This is a genomic window from Fodinisporobacter ferrooxydans (assembly GCF_022818495.1).
Lineage (GTDB): Bacteria > Bacillota > Bacilli > Tumebacillales > MYW30-H2 > Fodinisporobacter > Fodinisporobacter ferrooxydans.
This window is the reverse complement of record NZ_CP089291.1, coordinates 2,432,891-2,450,460: the sequence shown is the minus strand read 5'-3', so window position 1 is coordinate 2,450,460 and position 17,570 is coordinate 2,432,891. Positions and strand designations below refer to the sequence as shown.

General features: G+C 44.7%; 17 protein-coding genes. 3 read left to right on the top strand and 14 right to left on the bottom strand.

What is annotated here, in order from left to right; translation table 11 throughout:
- Positions 1-317: 317 nt before the first annotated feature.
- On the bottom strand, positions 318-1,157 hold the full coding sequence (locus LSG31_RS11670; protein WP_347435282.1) for a DUF92 domain-containing protein: 840 nt from the start codon (positions 1,155-1,157) through the stop codon (positions 318-320).
- 198 nt (positions 1,158-1,355) lie between these two features.
- Here LSG31_RS11670 and LSG31_RS11665 point away from each other — a divergent pair, with 198 nt between their 5' ends.
- Positions 1,356-1,592: a hypothetical protein gene (locus LSG31_RS11665; RefSeq protein WP_347439495.1), complete on the top strand. Its 237-nt coding sequence runs from the start codon at positions 1,356-1,358 to the stop codon at positions 1,590-1,592.
- A 109-nt stretch (positions 1,593-1,701) separates the two neighbouring features.
- Here the strand turns inward: LSG31_RS11665 and tpx are convergent, their stop codons facing one another.
- The 3 genes from tpx to LSG31_RS11650 form a co-directional block, all read right to left on the bottom strand.
- Positions 1,702-2,217 carry a thiol peroxidase gene (gene tpx / locus LSG31_RS11660; RefSeq protein WP_347435281.1) on the bottom strand — a complete coding sequence of 172 codons (516 nt, stop codon included), beginning with the start codon at positions 2,215-2,217 and terminating at the stop codon, positions 1,702-1,704.
- Between the two features lie 104 nt (positions 2,218-2,321).
- Positions 2,322-4,415 carry an RNA degradosome polyphosphate kinase gene (locus LSG31_RS11655; RefSeq protein WP_347435280.1) on the bottom strand — a complete coding sequence of 698 codons (2,094 nt, stop codon included), beginning with the start codon at positions 4,413-4,415 and terminating at the stop codon, positions 2,322-2,324.
- The gene (locus LSG31_RS11650; protein ID WP_347435279.1) at positions 4,412-5,956 is read right to left on the bottom strand and encodes a Ppx/GppA phosphatase family protein; all 1,545 of its coding nucleotides are present in this window, start codon (positions 5,954-5,956) and stop codon (positions 4,412-4,414) included. The genes LSG31_RS11655 and LSG31_RS11650 overlap by 4 nt, the downstream gene beginning before the upstream one ends.
- Positions 5,957-6,175: 219 nt before the next feature.
- Here LSG31_RS11650 and LSG31_RS11645 point away from each other — a divergent pair, with 219 nt between their 5' ends.
- Positions 6,176-7,219, top strand: coding sequence for a YeiH family protein (locus tag LSG31_RS11645; RefSeq protein WP_347435278.1), 1,044 nt, complete (start codon positions 6,176-6,178; stop codon positions 7,217-7,219).
- 90 nt (positions 7,220-7,309) lie between these two features.
- On the opposite strand, the gene LSG31_RS11640 is transcribed toward LSG31_RS11645, so the two are convergent.
- Positions 7,310-7,813, bottom strand: coding sequence for a hypothetical protein (locus LSG31_RS11640; RefSeq protein WP_347435277.1), 504 nt, complete (start codon positions 7,811-7,813; stop codon positions 7,310-7,312).
- A 110-nt stretch (positions 7,814-7,923) separates the two neighbouring features.
- Positions 7,924-9,084, bottom strand: a complete 1,161-nt coding sequence (locus LSG31_RS11635) for an S-layer homology domain-containing protein (protein ID WP_347435276.1) — start codon at positions 9,082-9,084, stop codon at positions 7,924-7,926.
- A 284-nt stretch (positions 9,085-9,368) separates the two neighbouring features.
- Here LSG31_RS11635 and LSG31_RS11630 point away from each other — a divergent pair, with 284 nt between their 5' ends.
- A complete protein-coding gene (locus LSG31_RS11630; protein ID WP_347435275.1) occupies positions 9,369-9,593 on the top strand; it encodes a DUF1540 domain-containing protein in 225 nt (74 codons plus the stop codon).
- A 152-nt stretch (positions 9,594-9,745) separates the two neighbouring features.
- Here LSG31_RS11630 and LSG31_RS11625 read toward each other — a convergent pair whose 3' ends face one another.
- From LSG31_RS11625 to recJ, 8 genes are all read right to left on the bottom strand, one after another.
- Positions 9,746-10,255, bottom strand: coding sequence for a hypothetical protein (locus tag LSG31_RS11625; protein WP_347435274.1), 510 nt, complete (start codon positions 10,253-10,255; stop codon positions 9,746-9,748).
- Positions 10,256-10,306: 51 nt separating this feature from the next.
- A complete protein-coding gene (gene yidD, locus LSG31_RS11620) occupies positions 10,307-10,516 on the bottom strand; it encodes a membrane protein insertion efficiency factor YidD (RefSeq protein ID WP_347439494.1) in 210 nt (69 codons plus the stop codon).
- Positions 10,517-10,551: 35 nt separating this feature from the next.
- Positions 10,552-10,809, bottom strand: a complete 258-nt coding sequence (locus LSG31_RS11615; protein ID WP_347435273.1) for a hypothetical protein — start codon at positions 10,807-10,809, stop codon at positions 10,552-10,554.
- Positions 10,810-10,924: 115 nt separating this feature from the next.
- Entirely contained in the window at positions 10,925-11,551 is a 627-nt protein-coding gene (locus tag LSG31_RS11610) for an MBL fold metallo-hydrolase (RefSeq protein ID WP_347435272.1), read from the bottom strand.
- Positions 11,552-11,582: 31 nt separating this feature from the next.
- On the bottom strand, positions 11,583-12,032 hold the full coding sequence (gene dtd, locus LSG31_RS11605; protein WP_347435271.1) for a D-aminoacyl-tRNA deacylase: 450 nt from the start codon (positions 12,030-12,032) through the stop codon (positions 11,583-11,585).
- Positions 12,033-12,156: 124 nt separating this feature from the next.
- Positions 12,157-14,358 carry a RelA/SpoT family protein gene (locus LSG31_RS11600; RefSeq protein WP_347435270.1) on the bottom strand — a complete coding sequence of 734 codons (2,202 nt, stop codon included), beginning with the start codon at positions 14,356-14,358 and terminating at the stop codon, positions 12,157-12,159.
- Positions 14,330-14,842, bottom strand: coding sequence for an adenine phosphoribosyltransferase (locus tag LSG31_RS11595; protein WP_347435269.1), 513 nt, complete (start codon positions 14,840-14,842; stop codon positions 14,330-14,332). The genes LSG31_RS11600 and LSG31_RS11595 overlap by 29 nt, the downstream gene beginning before the upstream one ends.
- A gap of 80 nt (positions 14,843-14,922) precedes the next feature.
- Complete coding sequence (recJ, locus tag LSG31_RS11590) at positions 14,923-17,376, bottom strand: single-stranded-DNA-specific exonuclease RecJ (RefSeq protein ID WP_347435268.1); 2,454 nt, start codon at positions 17,374-17,376, stop codon at positions 14,923-14,925.
- Between the last annotated feature and the right edge of the window lie 194 nt (positions 17,377-17,570).

Sequence of the window (17,570 nt, the reverse complement as noted above, 5' to 3'; positions counted from 1 at the left end):
TTTGGTACAAGTAAGCAGTTATAACGGTCGGTCTCCAAAATTTATACTTTCCGATCGTATTAGAAAGGATCGAAGAAATATTGAAGTTACACTCCTCATTTGCAGACAAACTCCGGCGAATATTCATATTGCTTGCTGTGGTGTATCAAATATTCCAAGGTTACACAAGTTCATTTTATAGCTTTGTCCATTCGCTATGGATCATTTCCTTTGTCATACTGATCCTATGGTTTTTGCTTGAGCTTCTGTTTGATGTCGAAGGTTTGATAAAAAGTAACAATAAGAAAATGTAGATGTGCCAAGCAACCGTTTGCTTGTCATGCTCCGATTATGAAACTTGCCATCATTGCAGCTGCTCCGCCGATAAAGGAACTGAAACTATTCACACGATCGTTCGAAAAAAAAGAGAATCCCCGTATTTTCTTGGCAGCTTTTTGACAATGCATGGCTGTTTCCACTTCAAGTCCGCAAGCATCACATGCATACATGACTTGTACCGTTGCCCCCAGTAAAGAATCGGCCAGACATCCAATCGTACCTGCAAGGAATGTAACTCCGATGTTGATTGCAACGACATGTGCGAAAGGGAATGGCACATGAGATATGGTCTCTTTCCAATGAATGAACAGTAAGATTGTTGCCACAGCGCCAATAAAGATACTGCCGAGAACAGTCGCCAACAACCCTAATGCAGTGATCCCTCCGGAAGTTCCCGGATGTACTGTTCGGCCTGTAAGAATAGACACTGGAGATTTTTTGCTCAAACTTCCAATTTCAGTGGCCCACGTATCTGCGTTTACAGTTGCCATGATACCGAGAAATGCATACCAGAACACAGGCAGCGGCCAAATCCCGTGAAGCAAGGACATGCCAACAGCGAGTCCGCCATTTGCCAAAACTTGTCCGGCATCTCGGCGACCGGTTTTCTCATACATCCTCTCCATATTCTCTTTGTTTCGTTTTTTCCACTGGGAAAGCAGAGAAGAGAATACGAAAAAAGCAATCATCGTTCCAAACCAAGGGAGGCTGCCAGTGCTATAAAGAATTGTACCGACGAAAACTGCCGCAACAGCGCCGGATCCTGACAAACTTTGTTTCCAATATGCAATTCCGGCTATAGCGATACTTCCGAATAGTCCAATCCACACTTGTGACATATCTGTTTATCCTCCCGCTTCTTTTATTCACAATGCTGATTCATCAAATTAGAAAGAGGTAATCGTCGGATAGAAAATTTCGACATTCTCGAACGTTTCAATCATATCTTAGTAAAGAACTCCCAACTCAAGCTGTTTGTTGCTGTTTGAATTTCAGAATACGAACCCGATCAAAAGGAGGAGAAACGTGTGGTTGTGATGTTACATTTTGAATCGACCGGAAGCGCGGAGATCGTAGTGAAAGCTGGCAGCAGTTCAGACCCTGACTTTATTATCGCGGATATTCTCGGTATGACAGTGGCTGATGTATTGATAAAACTATTTGAGCGCGGTTACGCTATTCGCCACATATCCGATCATTACCTTGTATGTCTTACACAAGGATATAAGAAAGAGAAAAAATTTGCAAAACTGCGAAAGAAAAATAAGAGGTAACCCTCCATACAAGGGTTACCTTATGTTTGCAGCATATAAAACCTGCCGTATTTTTAAAAAACGTCAGACTCTATTGTCCTGCCATTTGAAATGAGATTCCAATCGATGATTATAGCAACTCTTTCGCTGCAGCGATTGCCGCTTCATAATTCGGATGGTTTGTTGCTTCGGAAACATATTCTACGTATGTAACTTTATCATTCTGGTCAACTACGAAAACAGCCCGTGCCAATAAGCGCAATTCTTTGATCACTACACCATATGCTTCGCCAAAAGAAAGGTCCCGGTGGTCAGATACTGTTTGAACTTTGTCAATCCCAGCGGCGCCACACCAGCGCTTTTGTGCAAATGGCAGATCCACGCTTACCGTCAAAATCGTAACATTTGGCAAATTCGCAGCCTCTTCGTTAAAACGGCGCGTCTGTTGGTCGCATACGCCTGTATCCAAGGAAGGAACAACGCTGATCAAGCGAACCGTACCTTTGGAATTATCTAGTGTAACCGGCGAAAGATCATTTGCGAGTACTGTGAAATTCGGCGCTTGATCTCCAACTTTCAATTCCGGGCCAATTAATGTTACAGGATTCCCTTTAAATGTAATTGCACCTTTTCGTTCTTGTGCCATCTCTGTACTCCTCCATTCATAAAAATAGTCTTTTTGGACTATTCCAATCATACATATCTTTTGCTTACGATACAATATCATCTATCTAAATTATGGATTTGTTTTTAATGAAGCAGCACGTTCGAAGTGCGAATCGTTAGTTCCGCCTCTTGATAAAAATGCATTTGGGAATTGATTTGAATAGCTCCCTGATCGATTTGTCTGCTATACGATCCATCAGACTGTAAAATTCGTGCTTTTGTATTGTCCAGCAACATGGTTTGTAAAATATTGCTCAGCTTCGTCTTTAAATTCTCCTGTATCACCGGAAACAAAATCTCCACACGCCCGATCATATTCCTCGTCATCCAGTCGGCGCTGGCCAGATAAAACTGTTCATTGCCGCCATTATGAAAATAATAGATGCGGCTATGTTCCAAAAACCGCCCGATAATGCTTCGTACATGGATATTTTCGCTGACGCCCGGAATTCCCGGACGCAGACAACAAATCCCGCGAACGATCAAATCAATTTTAACACCGGCACAGGAAGCTTTATAGAGTGCTTTTATAATTTCTTTATCTGTCAGCGAATTCATTTTGGCAATAATTCTGCCCGGATTCTCCTTCGTACTTTGCGCAATTTCGTTTTCGATCCATGCGATAAAATGCTCTCGCAGACCGTTTGGGGCTGTCGTGATCTCTTGCCACTCGGGAACCTCGGAAAATCCTGACAGGTGATTGAAAAAGGCAGAAGCATCAATGCCAAATTCTTCACGGGCCGTAAATAATCCCAGATCTGTATAGATTCTCGCAGTTGTCTCATTATAATTGCCGGTTCCCAAATGCACATAACGCCGGATCGTCCCTTGTTCCTGACGAACGACCAATGTAATTTTACTGTGTGTCTTCAATCCGTTTACACCGTAAATGACGTGACACCCTGCTTCTTCTAATTTTTTTGCCCAGACAATGTTGTTTTCCTCGTCAAAGCGGGCTTTCAATTCCACCAATACGGTCACTTGCTTCCCATTTTCAGCGGCGCGCATCAACGCATTCACGACCGGTGAGTTGCCGCCGACGCGATATAACGTCTGTTTGATGGCCAATACATTCGGGTCTTCGGCTGCTTGGCGGATAAAATGTATCACCGGTTCAAAGGATTCATACGGATGATGCAACAGGATGTCCTTTTTGGCAATCGCTTCAAAAATTCCGCTTTCACCGATTAAGTCTTTTGGCGGATTTGGTTTGATTTCGTTATATTTCAAATGCTGAAACCCTTTTATTGTATTGACAAATCCAATAAAAAAGGTTAGATCAATCGGCCCTTCAATGCGATAAATATCTACATCTTCCAACTCCAGCCAGTCTTTTAATGTATCAATCAGTATATCCGGCATGGATTGGTCGACTTCAATCCGGACGGCATCCCCTTTCCGCCGCTTTTTCAACTCTTTTTCAATCGCCTCGAGCAGGTCATCATCATCTTCCACTTCGAAAATCAAGTCGACATTGCGGGTAATCCGAAATGGACTGACAGAAACAATCCGATTTCCTTGAAACAATGTTTGCATATATTTACAAATCACATGTTCCAATAAAATGTATTGGCATATTCCTACTTCTGACGGCAGTTGAATGGAGCGTGGAAGCACAGAAGGCACTTGTACGACGGCAAACAGTTGATTCGGCTCTTGCGGATGTTTTTCATTTTCCAGAAGAACTGCAAGATTCAAACTGCGGTTTAAAATCATCGGAAAGGGTCTGCTTGCATCTACTCCCAGGGGTGTTAATACCGGATAAATATGATGATGGTAATATTCTTCAATAAACGCCATCTGGTTTGCCGACAATTCGTCAGCCTGCAAAAATTGTATGCCGGACCCCTTTAGTTCCGGTATGATACTTGCTGATAAAACGTTGTATATATGTATCACGAGCCGATGTGTACGTTCCGAAATCGCGGATAACTGTTCCTGCGGCGTCATTTGCGTTTTATTCTCGGGGGTTTGAAACCCCGCCTTGAGTTGGTCTTTCAAGCCGGCCACGCGAACCATAAAAAACTCATCCAGATTGGAGCAAGTAATGGATAGAAACTTCAGCCGTTCCAACAATGGATGTTCCGCATCAAGGGCTTCTTCCAATACACGTTCATTGAAAGAAAGCCAACTCAATTCACGATTGATATAATACATGGGTAACTGAAAATCGATCATAATGCACGTTTCCTCTCCCCGACAACCTTGTATTGAAACGATAGTTTCCAAAGTTTTGACAGCTTCTCCAACATCTCTGGAATAAATGAAAACTCCATTAAATTCTCTTCTGCAGAATAACATTCTATAACCAGCTGCTTGTTTTTTTCTTTGATTCGAACGGATTTGATCTGTTGCGTCATGGAGCGATCCAATATTCTCGCCAATAAGACGATATGCCCGAGCTTTTCAACTATTTGCTTATCTTCTTTGCGAAGAATATCGGGAAATTGAGCCAGTTGTTTTTGAAACTGTTTTTGATTTTTATATGCAGCGACCGTCGCAATCAAAATCCGCTCGCGATGTGTAAGTCCTAATATAAGGATATTTGACAACATATAAAACGTATGCTGTGAAGTTTCATATACATTGATGGCTAATCCTATATTATGCAGCAATGATGCAATTTCAAGAATTCTTCGTTCAAAATTGCCGTATGGAATCAATTGCAATTGTTTCATATCATCAAATAATTGCATGGCAAGGAAACGCACATGATTGGCATGCGGAATATTCACTCGATATCGCCGCATCAGTTGGCCAACGCTATGCATCGCTACGTCATCAATTCGTGAACGATTTTCTTTTTGCAGCACTTGCTCAAACAATATGCCGTCCCGCAAGCCTTTATTGCTCGTAATCAGCGTGTCGCTTTGAGCGGCTTCGAGCAGTGCGCGAAACACGGCAATTCCGGATACGATAACATCCGCACGGTCTTTTGCAAGTCCCGGGACTTGCTTTCGCTGTTCAATACTCAATTGTGATAAAGAAGTAAAGACAGAATCTATATCTTTGCGCTGTATTTCGTAGTGATGCAGACTGGAAAGGGAATATTGGCTCTGTCGTTGCACGATCTTTGCCAGATTGCGCGCCGTACCCCCCATCGCGATCACAGGACAGCGTTGTCTTTCTAACCAATCGATAGAACCGAATTGTTGCTTCAAATAATCAAACAGACGCTTCCAATCGTTTGCCGGCGGGATGCCAGAATCATTCAGAAACCATTGTGTCAGCGAAACAGCTCCAAAGGGCAAACTGATTCTTCCCACACATCGGCGTTGGGAAATTCTGGTCAACTCCGTACTGCCGCCCCCGATGTCCACTGTAATCGCATCTTCCACATTCATACTGTTAACAACAGCCAAATACCCGTAATGTGCTTCTTCCTCACCAGACAAAAGGCGTATTGAAATGCCCGTAGCATCCTCAATTGCCTGCAGCAGCTCATGGCCATTTTGCGCTTGGCGAACGGCAGCAGTTGCCACACCGACAATGTGTTGAATGTTCCAAGCGGTGCAAACATCTTTAAATTGGTGCATGCATTCCAATGTTTTTTCAAATCCGGTTGTGGTAATTCGCCGGTTCTCATCGAGATAGGAGATCAAACGCAATGTGCGTTTGACATTATCTTCTTCCCGGATCACCCCTTGTCCATCATCGTAATAAATGACCAAACGGGCCGTATTCGATCCAAGATCAATCAATGCTAAATAGTTTCCCATCAAAAGTCCCTACTTTTTCTTGAAAATCACTTGTATAAGCATACCATATCCTGCAAAATCCAACAAAAACAATTCAAATTCCTAGTATTCAACTTTGATTTAGCAATAATTACAAACATTTATGGAAATCATAAAATCATCGAATTTTTCTTTATCATTCGCTTCTAGTATCGTAAAAGATATAAGAAATACTAAATGATACGGAAACGAGTGATTCGAATGAAAAGTGATTCGGATAGTTCATTACAGGCACAGGCAGTCAGCTTTCAGCTTCTCTTCTCCAAAAAGCGGATCAATTGGAAATGGTTTGGAGGGATTGCTTTTACATGTGTGATTGCGGCCATTGGCATGAGTTTAGCAGGTTTGCCGTTTTTCGATCGGCTTGGTTCGATGGTTACCGCGATTTTGATCGCAGTCGTCTATCGCCAGTTTTTTGGATATCCCGAGGCAATCCAGTCAGGGATTCAGTTTTCTGCCAAAAAAATATTGCGCTATGCGATTGTATTGTTTGGATTTAAATTAAATATTGATACGATTCTCCACAATGGATTGGGATTGCTTGCCAGAGATGCAATAACGATTGTGTTTGCCATCGGATTTACGATGTTGTTTGCCCGACTGCTAAAAGCAGATCGATCCATGTCATTGCTGTTGGGTATAGGCACCGGCGTTTGTGGTGCGGCTGCCATCGCTGCCGTATCGCCGATCTTGAAAGCCAAAGGGGAAGATACTGCCATCACCGTCGGTATCATAGCACTGATGGGAACCATCTTTACGATCGTGTATACGATTCTTTTCCCATATTTGCATCTGAAACCGCTTCAATATGGTATTTGGTCCGGAATCAGTCTGCATGAAATCGCACATGTGGCGGCGGCGGCGGCACCAGTCGGACAACAGGCGCTGGCGATCGCATTGTTGGCAAAGCTCGGTCGTGTTCTTTTGCTCGTGCCGCTCAGTTTTATCTTGACGGCTTGGATGAAACGCAAGGGTTCCGGCAGCGAACAAGCAAAAGTGGAGTTTCCCTGGTTCTTGGTCGGTTTTGTCGTAACAAGTATCCTGGGAACGTATTTGCCGATTCCTAAACCTGTCATGCAGCATCTCGGCGATTTTAGTTCGTTCCTTTTAACTGCTGCAATGGTTGGTCTCGGGCTGAATGTCAGCTTGCAAGTATTGCGCACAAAAGCGTTCAAACCTCTGCTTGCCATGTTTTTCGCTTCTATTCTGCTATCCGCATTTACCTATATAACCATTCTGCTCTAAGACCCTCTTGCAACAAATGCAGCCTGTATTTTGTATGATGAGGTCAGCCAGAAAACATCCGGCTGACCATTCGTTCTATTTATCATCGTGTCATGCGGTTTGTACCGGAGAATATTCGGGCGAAGGGGACTTTCGTTGCGTGGTGTCTGTCGATTTCCCCTTTGCGTTTTGCACGTACTGATTGACTAGCGGTTTATGATGGAGTACATATTTTTCCACGGCTTGTGAAATGATCGATTCAAGCGGGCCCAATGATGTAATCGCTTTGTCTTGCAAGGGTCCCAAATTTTTCATAACGTCAGCTACTACCGCCTGTTTCACACTGTCTGCAGTTGCTTTTGTAAACAAGTCATGTGATTTCAGATCGATCACCATGCGAGAATTGGCATCTTGAACGGCCGTTTCAGCCAAATGATCGATCATATCCAATAAATCATTTACTTTTACTGCATCTTGCTGCGACATATGATTTGTTGCCCATGTTTCAATCCGCTTGATGCCTGAATGAATGACGCGGAGCGCAATCGCTGCGAGCAGATACAGCACGATCATGCTGATGTAAACTCCAAGTTGTGAATTGATAAACTCTTTCACAATACCTGATCTCCTTTCCCTGCTTGATGAACACATATGCAACCGTGCAGTTTGGTGCGGCATTTCAATAAAAGACATTTTCATGAACGCATTTTCATGAAATGTTGCGATTAGCCGGCGGGTTGGTGTTCAGTGAAAAGGACTTGTGCCAATTGTGCCCGTGTGAGTGGGGAATTGGGATCAAAATTGCCGTTTGAATCCACATGCATAAGTCCTTTTGCGAGTACGTACTGTACAGCAGGAGCAAACCAGTCACTGCCGGAAACGTCTTTCGCAATTTCCTTTGTCCCTGTTGTCCCTGTTGTCCCTGTTGTCCCTGTTGTCCCTGTAGGTGAACTTGCCGGTTGCTTTTGCTTGAGAGACTCATTGTATAGCACTTGCGCCAATTGAGCGCGGGTGGCCGGTTGATCCGGCAGAAAATCTCCATTGGCATCGACCGTCATAAGCCCTTGTGCAAGCACATATTGAACAGCTTTGGCATACCAGGAGGAATTTGCAACATCCTGTGCGATCTGATTGCTCGAATTTGTCCGATTGGAGGGTGTGAGCAAATGATCTGCGATTGCCGTCAATTGCTGTGCCGAAGCCTCCTGCCAGTCCCACCAAGAGATTCCGCTCTCCTTTGCATTTTTTGCCAAATCCACAAACCGCGCCATATCTGCGGGTGTAACGCTGCCATACGCTTGCCCTGTCGGTGCAATTGGTTTTCCAAATGGCTGATAACTTGCAATCGATGCCTGAAATGCCACACCGACATCCCAGCCTATTTCTCCCCAATATACTTGCGGCATCATGACATCGACAAACGCTGCATATTCCGAAAACGGTACTTGTGAATGATAGTTGCTGATCGCAAATGAAGACAATCCAATAGGTATGTTCGGGTACTGCTGACGCAATTGTTGGCCGAATGCCTGAACCTGTGCATTTTTTCCATAAACATCCGTTTCTGCATCCAAGACAATCCAATCCGCACCTGCTGCAATCGCCTGTGCACATGCATCTGCCTCGCCGCCTGCATCTGTCAAATATTGATAGATCCATCCGCCAACCCGAAATCCGGCAGACTTAAATGGTCCGACAAGTGCTTTAAACTGGGATAAAAATCCCTGGCTGACAGGATCGTTTACCAAGTTGCCATCGGCAAACTTGATAATCACTCCGGTAATGCCTAAAGATTTTGCTTGTGCCAGCATTGTGTTCAAATCGCCGTTATCAATCTTGTTTGCATACCAAATCCAGAGATGTGTGCCATCCCATGCATTTGCCATACCTTCACCTCATTTCAAAAACTTTTATGGCATGTATTGCGCTTCTTTTTACTAAATCGATTGGTACAAAATCAAGCATAGTTACTTCATTTTATTGACAACGAAGAATACTGGTGAGAAAATCAGCCAAAAATATTTGTTTGACTATTCCTGTCCTATATATTGCATATCTTTACAAATCGTGGGACGTTTTCTGGTGAAAGGCCAGACATTTTGTTTCATTTAAAAGCAGCTTTGCATAAACATCTTTCGCTTGGAAATTGTATGGAGAGGGGGGATCGTAGATGCCATATGTACAAGTCGTATGTACGGTAAGCAATTGTAAGTATTGGGGAAATGGAAATGTCTGCAATGCGGACAAAATTCTCGTAACAAGCGATCAGATCGGAACGATATATCCCAATTCCATCGATGCAAGTCAGGCAGACATGATTGTAGCAGAGTCTGGAACGACACCTGTGTCATTTTGTGAATCGACATGCTGCAAAACATTCGAAACGAAACAGTAAAAATCCGGTGCAACTTGCAATTCCTTTGCAATTACATTATAAGCATGGAACGGGCTTGGACCTATACAGCCCCAAAGTACAGCCCCACAGCCCGTTCGCAGATGAAGATAGTACAGTGGCGCACAGCACCTGGACCATCCCTAAGTTTCACTTTAAAAAACGGCAGGATTTGCGTGGACAAAATTCAACACTGGCAATTGCCAGCTTACCGATTGTTCATAGCGTTTTTTTCCATCATCCTCATATACGGCGATCACTTTTTTAAACCATCCGCTTCCACATTTCGGACATGACCGGTAAATCGTCGGCATATGTTTGATTTGGTAGATCTGAGTCAATGTATGGATCCATTGACTCAAGGGGCCGGTTGTCATTGCGATGCCCAAAACTCCGCAGCCGGGCAAACAACCCGGGCGGCAGCATGTAAGCTTGCCGCATGCTTCCCCGCATGCAAAGCCTTCCAAACATGCGCAGCCTGGCACACATCCGCGGCATCCGGGAACAAAGGGACGGCCAAAGTACCGATGCTGTTCCCGCCAACCAAGTTCCCGTATGCGGATTCGGATAATATCAGCCATCACCATACGCATCTCTTCAAACGGCAAGTAAAACCATTCCTGGTTGCAGGATTCGCATGTACATTCCATTTGAATCACCGACATCCACATCGCCACACTTTCTGAAACTAGCGATTCGATTCTTCGAGTCAAACATTATGGAAAATCGACTTTACTTCCGATATAGCGATGATGGCACCTGCGCAATCTCCCAAATGTCAGCCAACATCCTCTCCAAAATCCATACTTTTCAAAAGCAATTTTTGCATATTGGGAACAAGTCGGCTCAAAACGGCAACGGCGTCCATATCTTGGCGATATGTCCCGTTGGTACCATTGAATAATAGAAAGAGAATATTTTGTCATCCAACGCATAGAAAGATTCCCTCTTCTCGAAAATCTTAACGCAATGGAATATGGTACGGTGGAACATGATCGACGCGAATGCTGTCCACTTTGATGTGATCATACTTTGCCTCGGCATATTTTACTCCGGAGGAGTAGACTTTATGGATCCGGATGCTTCTTATCATCACTTCATCCAATACGATGCAATCGGTCGTGCCATGCAGAAGTTCCAATAAACGAGCGCGGATTTCATCTGTCAATACAATTTGAACATGCGCACCTTTCATGCGGATTTTATGTGCATGAACCAATGTCTGCCGCCTCCTATCCGAGTCGAGAGCCAGTACAAAAAACAGGATTTTGTGAACACGGAAAACCAGTTTCTATACTATACGTTGCAAATGCCCAGAACGTGCCTATTCCCGATCACATTTGCAAAAATGGATTCAACATTTTTTCTTCCGCCAATGTGGATGACCCTCCATGACCTGGATAAATCACCGTTTCGTCCGGATACGCTAAAATTTTCTCCTGAATGGAATGCATGATATCAGCAAAACTCCCCCCTGGCAAATCGGTCCTGCCAATTGTGCCAGCCATCAGCGTATCCCCTGTAAATAAACATCCGTCGACAGCAAGCGTCATTCCACCGGCAGAATGCCCTGGCGTATGAATCACTTCAAATGTCAAATCTCCGACTTGGATTTTGTCTCCTTCCCGGACTTTGCAATCCACGGGGCGCAAGTGTTGCTTGACTCCGAGAAAAAACCACAATTGCTTCTCGGCTTGGGGCAGATAGGCAGCATCGATTTCGTGCATGTACACAGGAGCCGCAGATGCATCGCGAATCGCTTCATTGCCGGCTACATGATCGCCGTGCCAATGTGTATTGATAATATGTGTAATCGTAAGGTTATATTGCTCAATATATTGGAAAACCGGACTCATATCAACAGCGCATGGATCGATGACTGCACATGGGCCGCCTTCATGTGCAGCGACAACATAACAATTGGTTCCCAAATCATTCAAGACAAACGATTCAATCAACATGTCTGAACACCTCTTTCCGGTATGCAATGATTTAAAACACCCGTTTTGAATCCAATAACAAAGTAACAGGACCGTCGTTGGCCAATTCGACATCCATCATTGCGCCAAACGCCCCCGTCTCTACAGTTACTCCAAGCCTTTCAAACTCTTGATTGAGCCGCTCATAGATCCTTAGCGCCTGCTCCGGCCTTGCCGCATCCATAAAATTCGGCCGTCTTCCCTTTCTGCAATCGCCATACAGTGTAAATTGAGAAATGCTTAAAATAGAACCCCCTGCTTCCAGAATCCCCAGATTCATTTTTTGATTTCCATCTTCAAAAACACGCAAACCTACGATTTTTTCGGCCAGATACACGGCATCCTGTTCCGTATCTTCATGTGTAACACCCACAAGCAAGACAAAGCCGCTCTTGATCTCACCGACAATTCTGTCTTCGACTCGTACCCTTCCATAGCGAACACGTTGCACAACGACTCGCATCGCACACCCTCCTATTTGAAATGAGTCGCAACTATTTTATATTTGACTGGCAATTGGTGCAATCCTGCGTCTGGACGCGCACGTATATCGCGCGCGTATATGTTGAAACAAAAAGCCGGTTACGCTATTGCATAATCCGGCGGACTGTATAGATATCCTTGATTCGCTTGATGCGTTCAACTACAGAGTGCAGATGATCGAGATTGCGTATATTGATGCCCAGTTCGATAACAGCAATCTTCTTGCGGTCGGTTCGCGCATTCACGGCAGTAATGTCTGTCTTGGTCTCCGCCACACCCATCATCACTTCATTGATTAAGCCGCGCCGGTCCAAACCAGTCACTTCAATATCCACATGATACGAATGCTCCGGCGCATTTTCCCACTCGACTTCCAACAAACGATTGCTTTCATCGTCAGATGCGGGAATATTGGAGCAATCTTTGCGGTGAATGGAAACACCACGGCCGCGAGTGACAAAACCGACGATTTCATCCCCAGGGACAGGACTGCAGCAGCGGGAAAAACGGATCAATACATTGTCGATATCTTTGACCCGGACGCCAGTGCTTGTCCGAGGTTTTTTCTTATGCTCTTTGATTTCCGGAATTGCTGCTTCCTGCGGCAAGGACTTCTTATATTTCTCCAATAAACGCGTGACTACTTGAACAGGACTCACTGCACCGTAGCCGATCGCCGCATACAAGTCTTCTTCTTTTGAAAAATTGAATTTCTGCATGACTTCCCCGATATTGGGTGTTAAAACTTCATGAATTTCCAGTTTATGCTTGGCAATTTCTTTTTCTAAAAGCTCATGTCCTTTGGCAATGTTTTCTTCCCGCTTCTGATTTTTAAACCATTGGCGGATCTTGCTTTTGGCTTGTGAAGATTTTACAATTTTGATCCAATCGCGACTGGGTCCATAGCTGTGCTTGGATGTCAGTACTTGTACGATATCTCCTGTATTCAATTTATAGTCAAGAGGAACAATGACTCCATTCACTTTTGCACCGATGCAGCGATTCCCGATATCCGTATGGATGCGATAGGCAAAATCGATGGGTACCGAACCGGCCGGCAAATCGATCACATCGCCTTTGGGCGTAAAAACAAAGACCTCATCAGAAAAAAGATCGATCTTCAGCGTCTCCATAAATTCCTGGGCATCTTTAAAATCCTGCTGCCATTCCACAATTTCCCGGAACCACGCCAACTTTTTTGCAAAGGAGCCGACTGCTTTGCCACCGCCTTCTTTGTACAGCCAGTGTGCGGCAATCCCATATTCGGCTGTGCGATGCATTTCCCATGTTCGAATCTGGATTTCCAATGGTTCACCTTTCGGGCCGATTACGGTGGTATGCAGACTTTGATACATATTTGCTTTGGGCATGGCAATGTAATCTTTAAAACGCCCAGGCATCGGTTTCCACAGCGTATGAACAATCCCCAAAATGGCATAACAGTCTTTGATATTCTCTACGATTACTCGAACTGCCAACAAATCATAGATCTCATTAAATTCTTTGTGTTGCAGCGCCATTTTTCGATAAATGCTGTAAATGTGTTTGGGACGCCCGGATAAGTCAGCTTTAATGTTCAATTCGGCAAAACGATCGTGCAGCGTATCGATGACTTGTTGCACATATGCTTCTCTTTCCCGCCGCTTTTTTGCCATCAGATTGACAATTCGATAGTATTGTTGGGGATTCAGATACCGCAGCGCCGTGTCTTCCAACTCCCACTTGATCTTCGAAATCCCCAGACGATGAGCAAGCGGCGCAAATATCTCCAGCGTTTCTTTCGCAACACGTGCTTGCTTTTCCGGCGGTTCCTGCCGCATTGTCCGCATATTGTGCAAACGGTCCGCCAATTTGATCAAAACCACGCGAATGTCTTTTGCCATCGCCAAAAAAAGCTTCCGAAAATTTTCTGCCTGCTGCTCTTCTTTGGAAGCAAACTTGATCCGTTCAAGCTTTGTGACTCCGTCGACCAGCAAAGCGACTTCACTGCCAAATTGTTTTCCGATTTCTTCATCTGTTACATTCGTATCTTCAACTACATCGTGCAGCAAAGCAGCCGCCAATGTGACCATATCCAATTCAAAATCTGCGAGGATATCGGCAACTGCTACCGGATGAACGATATAATCTTCACCGGAATGGCGCTTTTGCCCAACATGCGCACGGTATGCGTAGTCGTATGCACGGCGGATAAATTCTACATCGGCGGGTGTTGCAAATTGCAAAACCTTTTCACATAGGCGTTCAATTCCTGTAGGATCGTCATGTCCAAATAAATCAGTATTGGATAAGTGAGTGGACGTCATAGTTCGCCAACTTCTCCCGACCATTGAGATAAGATAATTCAATCATGAATAATACACCGACTACTTGTCCGCCTAGCTTTTCTATTAATTGAATGGTTGTGGAAATCGTACCGCCGGTTGCCAGCAAATCATCTGCAATGACAACTTTTTGACCTGGTTGAATCGCATCTTCATGAATTTCTAACGCATCTTTCCCATATTCCAATGTATAGCTTGCCTGAATCGTCGCAGCGGGAAGTTTGCCTGGCTTGCGAACGGGAACAAATCCGCAGCCCAATGTATAAGCAAGGGGTGCGCCGACAACAAACCCGCGCGCTTCCGGTCCGACGACGATATCCACCTGTTTGCCTTTGCATGCTTCGGCAAGAGAATCAATTGCCGCTTTGTATACGGTTCCTTCTTTCAATAAAGTCGAAATATCTTTGAAGCGAATCCCTTGCTCCGGGAAATTTTCGACGACCCGAATATATTCTTTAAAATTCATCCTTTGACTCCTTCCAAATCTGTGCAAATTCTGCAAAATGTACTATATTTTAGGATTTTGCTCCTGTTAGGATTGTATAGTTAAAATGCTGAGGAATCTTTAAAATAATGAACAGCTGCTTGATACTCCTGTACTTTTGCAAGGCGCAACTGATACATCGGCGAATCGGAAAGCTGCTTTTTTACCACTTGCGGAATCCGTTGATACCCTTGATCCGATTCAGTGATAAATCCCAATTCCTGAAACACCTGTATAATTGCACTCAATGCCTGTTTGGAAGCTGTCGCAGGATCTTCCAACTCCTGCCACTGCAAAAGCAATGTTTGGAAATCAACCGGGTGCTGCACTTGCAACAAACGATACACAGCCGCAAATTGTTCACGCTCCGGCAGCCAACGCTCACATTGTTTCACAACAATTTCTTGTGCTTCGACACCCTGCATTAAGTATAACACAGCAGGTTTCCATTCCTGCAAAAACATTCGATACTGATCCATTTTTATTGGGTAATCAATCAGTGCCGCATGTTCCTTTGCTTGAGAATTACCGGCGAGAAACTGAACATTTCCATCTGCATCCACTTGCCAGATGCCGGCGTCCGGATTTGCCTGCAAATACCGCTGGAACACATGTTGATAATATAGATACATTCCTTTATGAAACACGACAAACGCCATGGAAGAAGGGGGGGGTTGGAATTTTTGGAAACTCGACTCTAAGCCCATTGCCATGACTTGTTCACGCAGATCCACAACGAGGGGCTGATTGCCAGAAAAAGCAGCGCTCTCGATTTCAGATGCAGCCGCAACCTCTGCTATGGTATTTGCAACAATCCCCCCCGCCTGTGGGGTTGCCCAATCATTGATAATCAATTGTATATGTTTTTTCCCATTCCATTCATTTAACGAAAGTTCTGCTACGACATCCAACGAGTCAACGCCGATTAATGATTGTTCTTCTTCTCCTCGCCGAAAAGCAATTCCCGATATTGTCAAATCTTGCTCTCTGAACCGAAATTGCAGGTGACTGCTATCCCTGCCGACAGATCGAATCTGCTCGATTTGCAAAGCGGAAAAGTGAAATCGCGGTTTTGGGTTTCCCAATCCAAAAGGTTCCATACGTGCAATTGCTGCGAGCAGCTGTAACGAAGTATCGGTGAGCTGCAAAGTTCCATCAATTTGGAGTTTGGGACGATCCCATTCGGAGAGCCACATACTGTTCGCGACTTGTGCAAACTGTCGCCTGAATCCCTCGATGTTTTCTCTTGGCAATGTCAGCCCTGCAGCCATCGTGTGCCCGCCAAAATGAGAAAACAAATGGGAACAATTGTCTAACGCCAGGTACAAGTCGAAACCATCCACACTTCGGGCAGAGCCTTTCGCTTCGTCGCCATGAATGGAAAGAACGACTGTCGGTTTGTAATAGTGTTCAACGAGGCGAGAAGCTACTATGCCGACGACTCCGGCATTCCAATTTTCGCCTGCAACCACCAAAACATGCTGGTCCAGCCACTCCGGATGGTTTACGATCATTTCTTTTGCCTGCTCAAATATTTCCTCACATAATTCTTGTCGTTCCCGATTTGTTTCATTCAAAAAATCTGCGAGCTCCAGGGCACGATGCAAGTGATCCGTTGTCAGCAACTCGAAAGCGTGCATGGCAGAATCCAGACGCCCGCTGGCATTAATCCGCGGACCGATTGTAAATCCAATATGACCGGCCGTGATCGTTTGTTCCGTAAGCCCCGATACATCCAACAATGCTTGTATGCCCGCTCGCTTTATGTGGTTCAAACGTTTTAAACCAAAAAAGGCAATCAGACGATTTTCATCCACTAGAGGCGCCAAATCTGCAATCGTTCCTAATGCTGCCAAATCAATATATTGCTCGGGAAATACACCGAGCAATGCATGCGCCAATTTCCATACGATTCCAGCGCCTGCAAGCATTTTGTCCGGATAGGCACATCCCGGTTGCTTGGGATTTAGAATACCGTAAGCTTCCGGCAATTGGGCCGGAGGTTGATGATGGTCAGTGATGATCAGATCGATACCCAATTCTTTGGCAAGCTTGCACTCATGAATAGCCGCAATACCGTTGTCCACAGTTAGCAAAAGAGTGTATCCTTTACTAGCCGCCTGTAGAATGGCAGGTTCATTCAGACCATACCCTTCCGAAAAACGATCGGGAATATATGTGTCTACATCCGCCCCTAGATCCTTCAAAAGCAGATAAGCAATGGCAGTGCTTGTCGCCCCATCTACGTCATAATCACCGTACACCAAAATTTTCTCTTGCCTTTCAATGGCAAGTTGAATGCGCTGCACTACGATTTCCATGTCTTTCATCAAAAACGGATCATACACTTGGGAACGATCCGGGGATAGAAAGCGTTCCGCATGTGCAACGGTTTTTATATTTCTGCGGATCAGCATACGCGCAAGTACAGGGGAGATATCTAAAGATTGGGCAAATTCTCGTACTTCATGTTCGTCAATGGAATCAAATACCCACCGTTTTAAAGCCGTTGACACTACAATCACTCCAAAATCCCGCGAAAATATATAAAGCCGAACTTGGTGCTTCAGCACCTAGGGAGACTTATCCCTATGGGGTAAAGCCGAACTTGGTGCTTTAGCACCTAGGGAGACTTATCCCCTTGTGGGATAAAAACATTCAGGAAACAAAGAGACTCTCCTCTTTCCCATCGTATTCCGATACTTCGTTC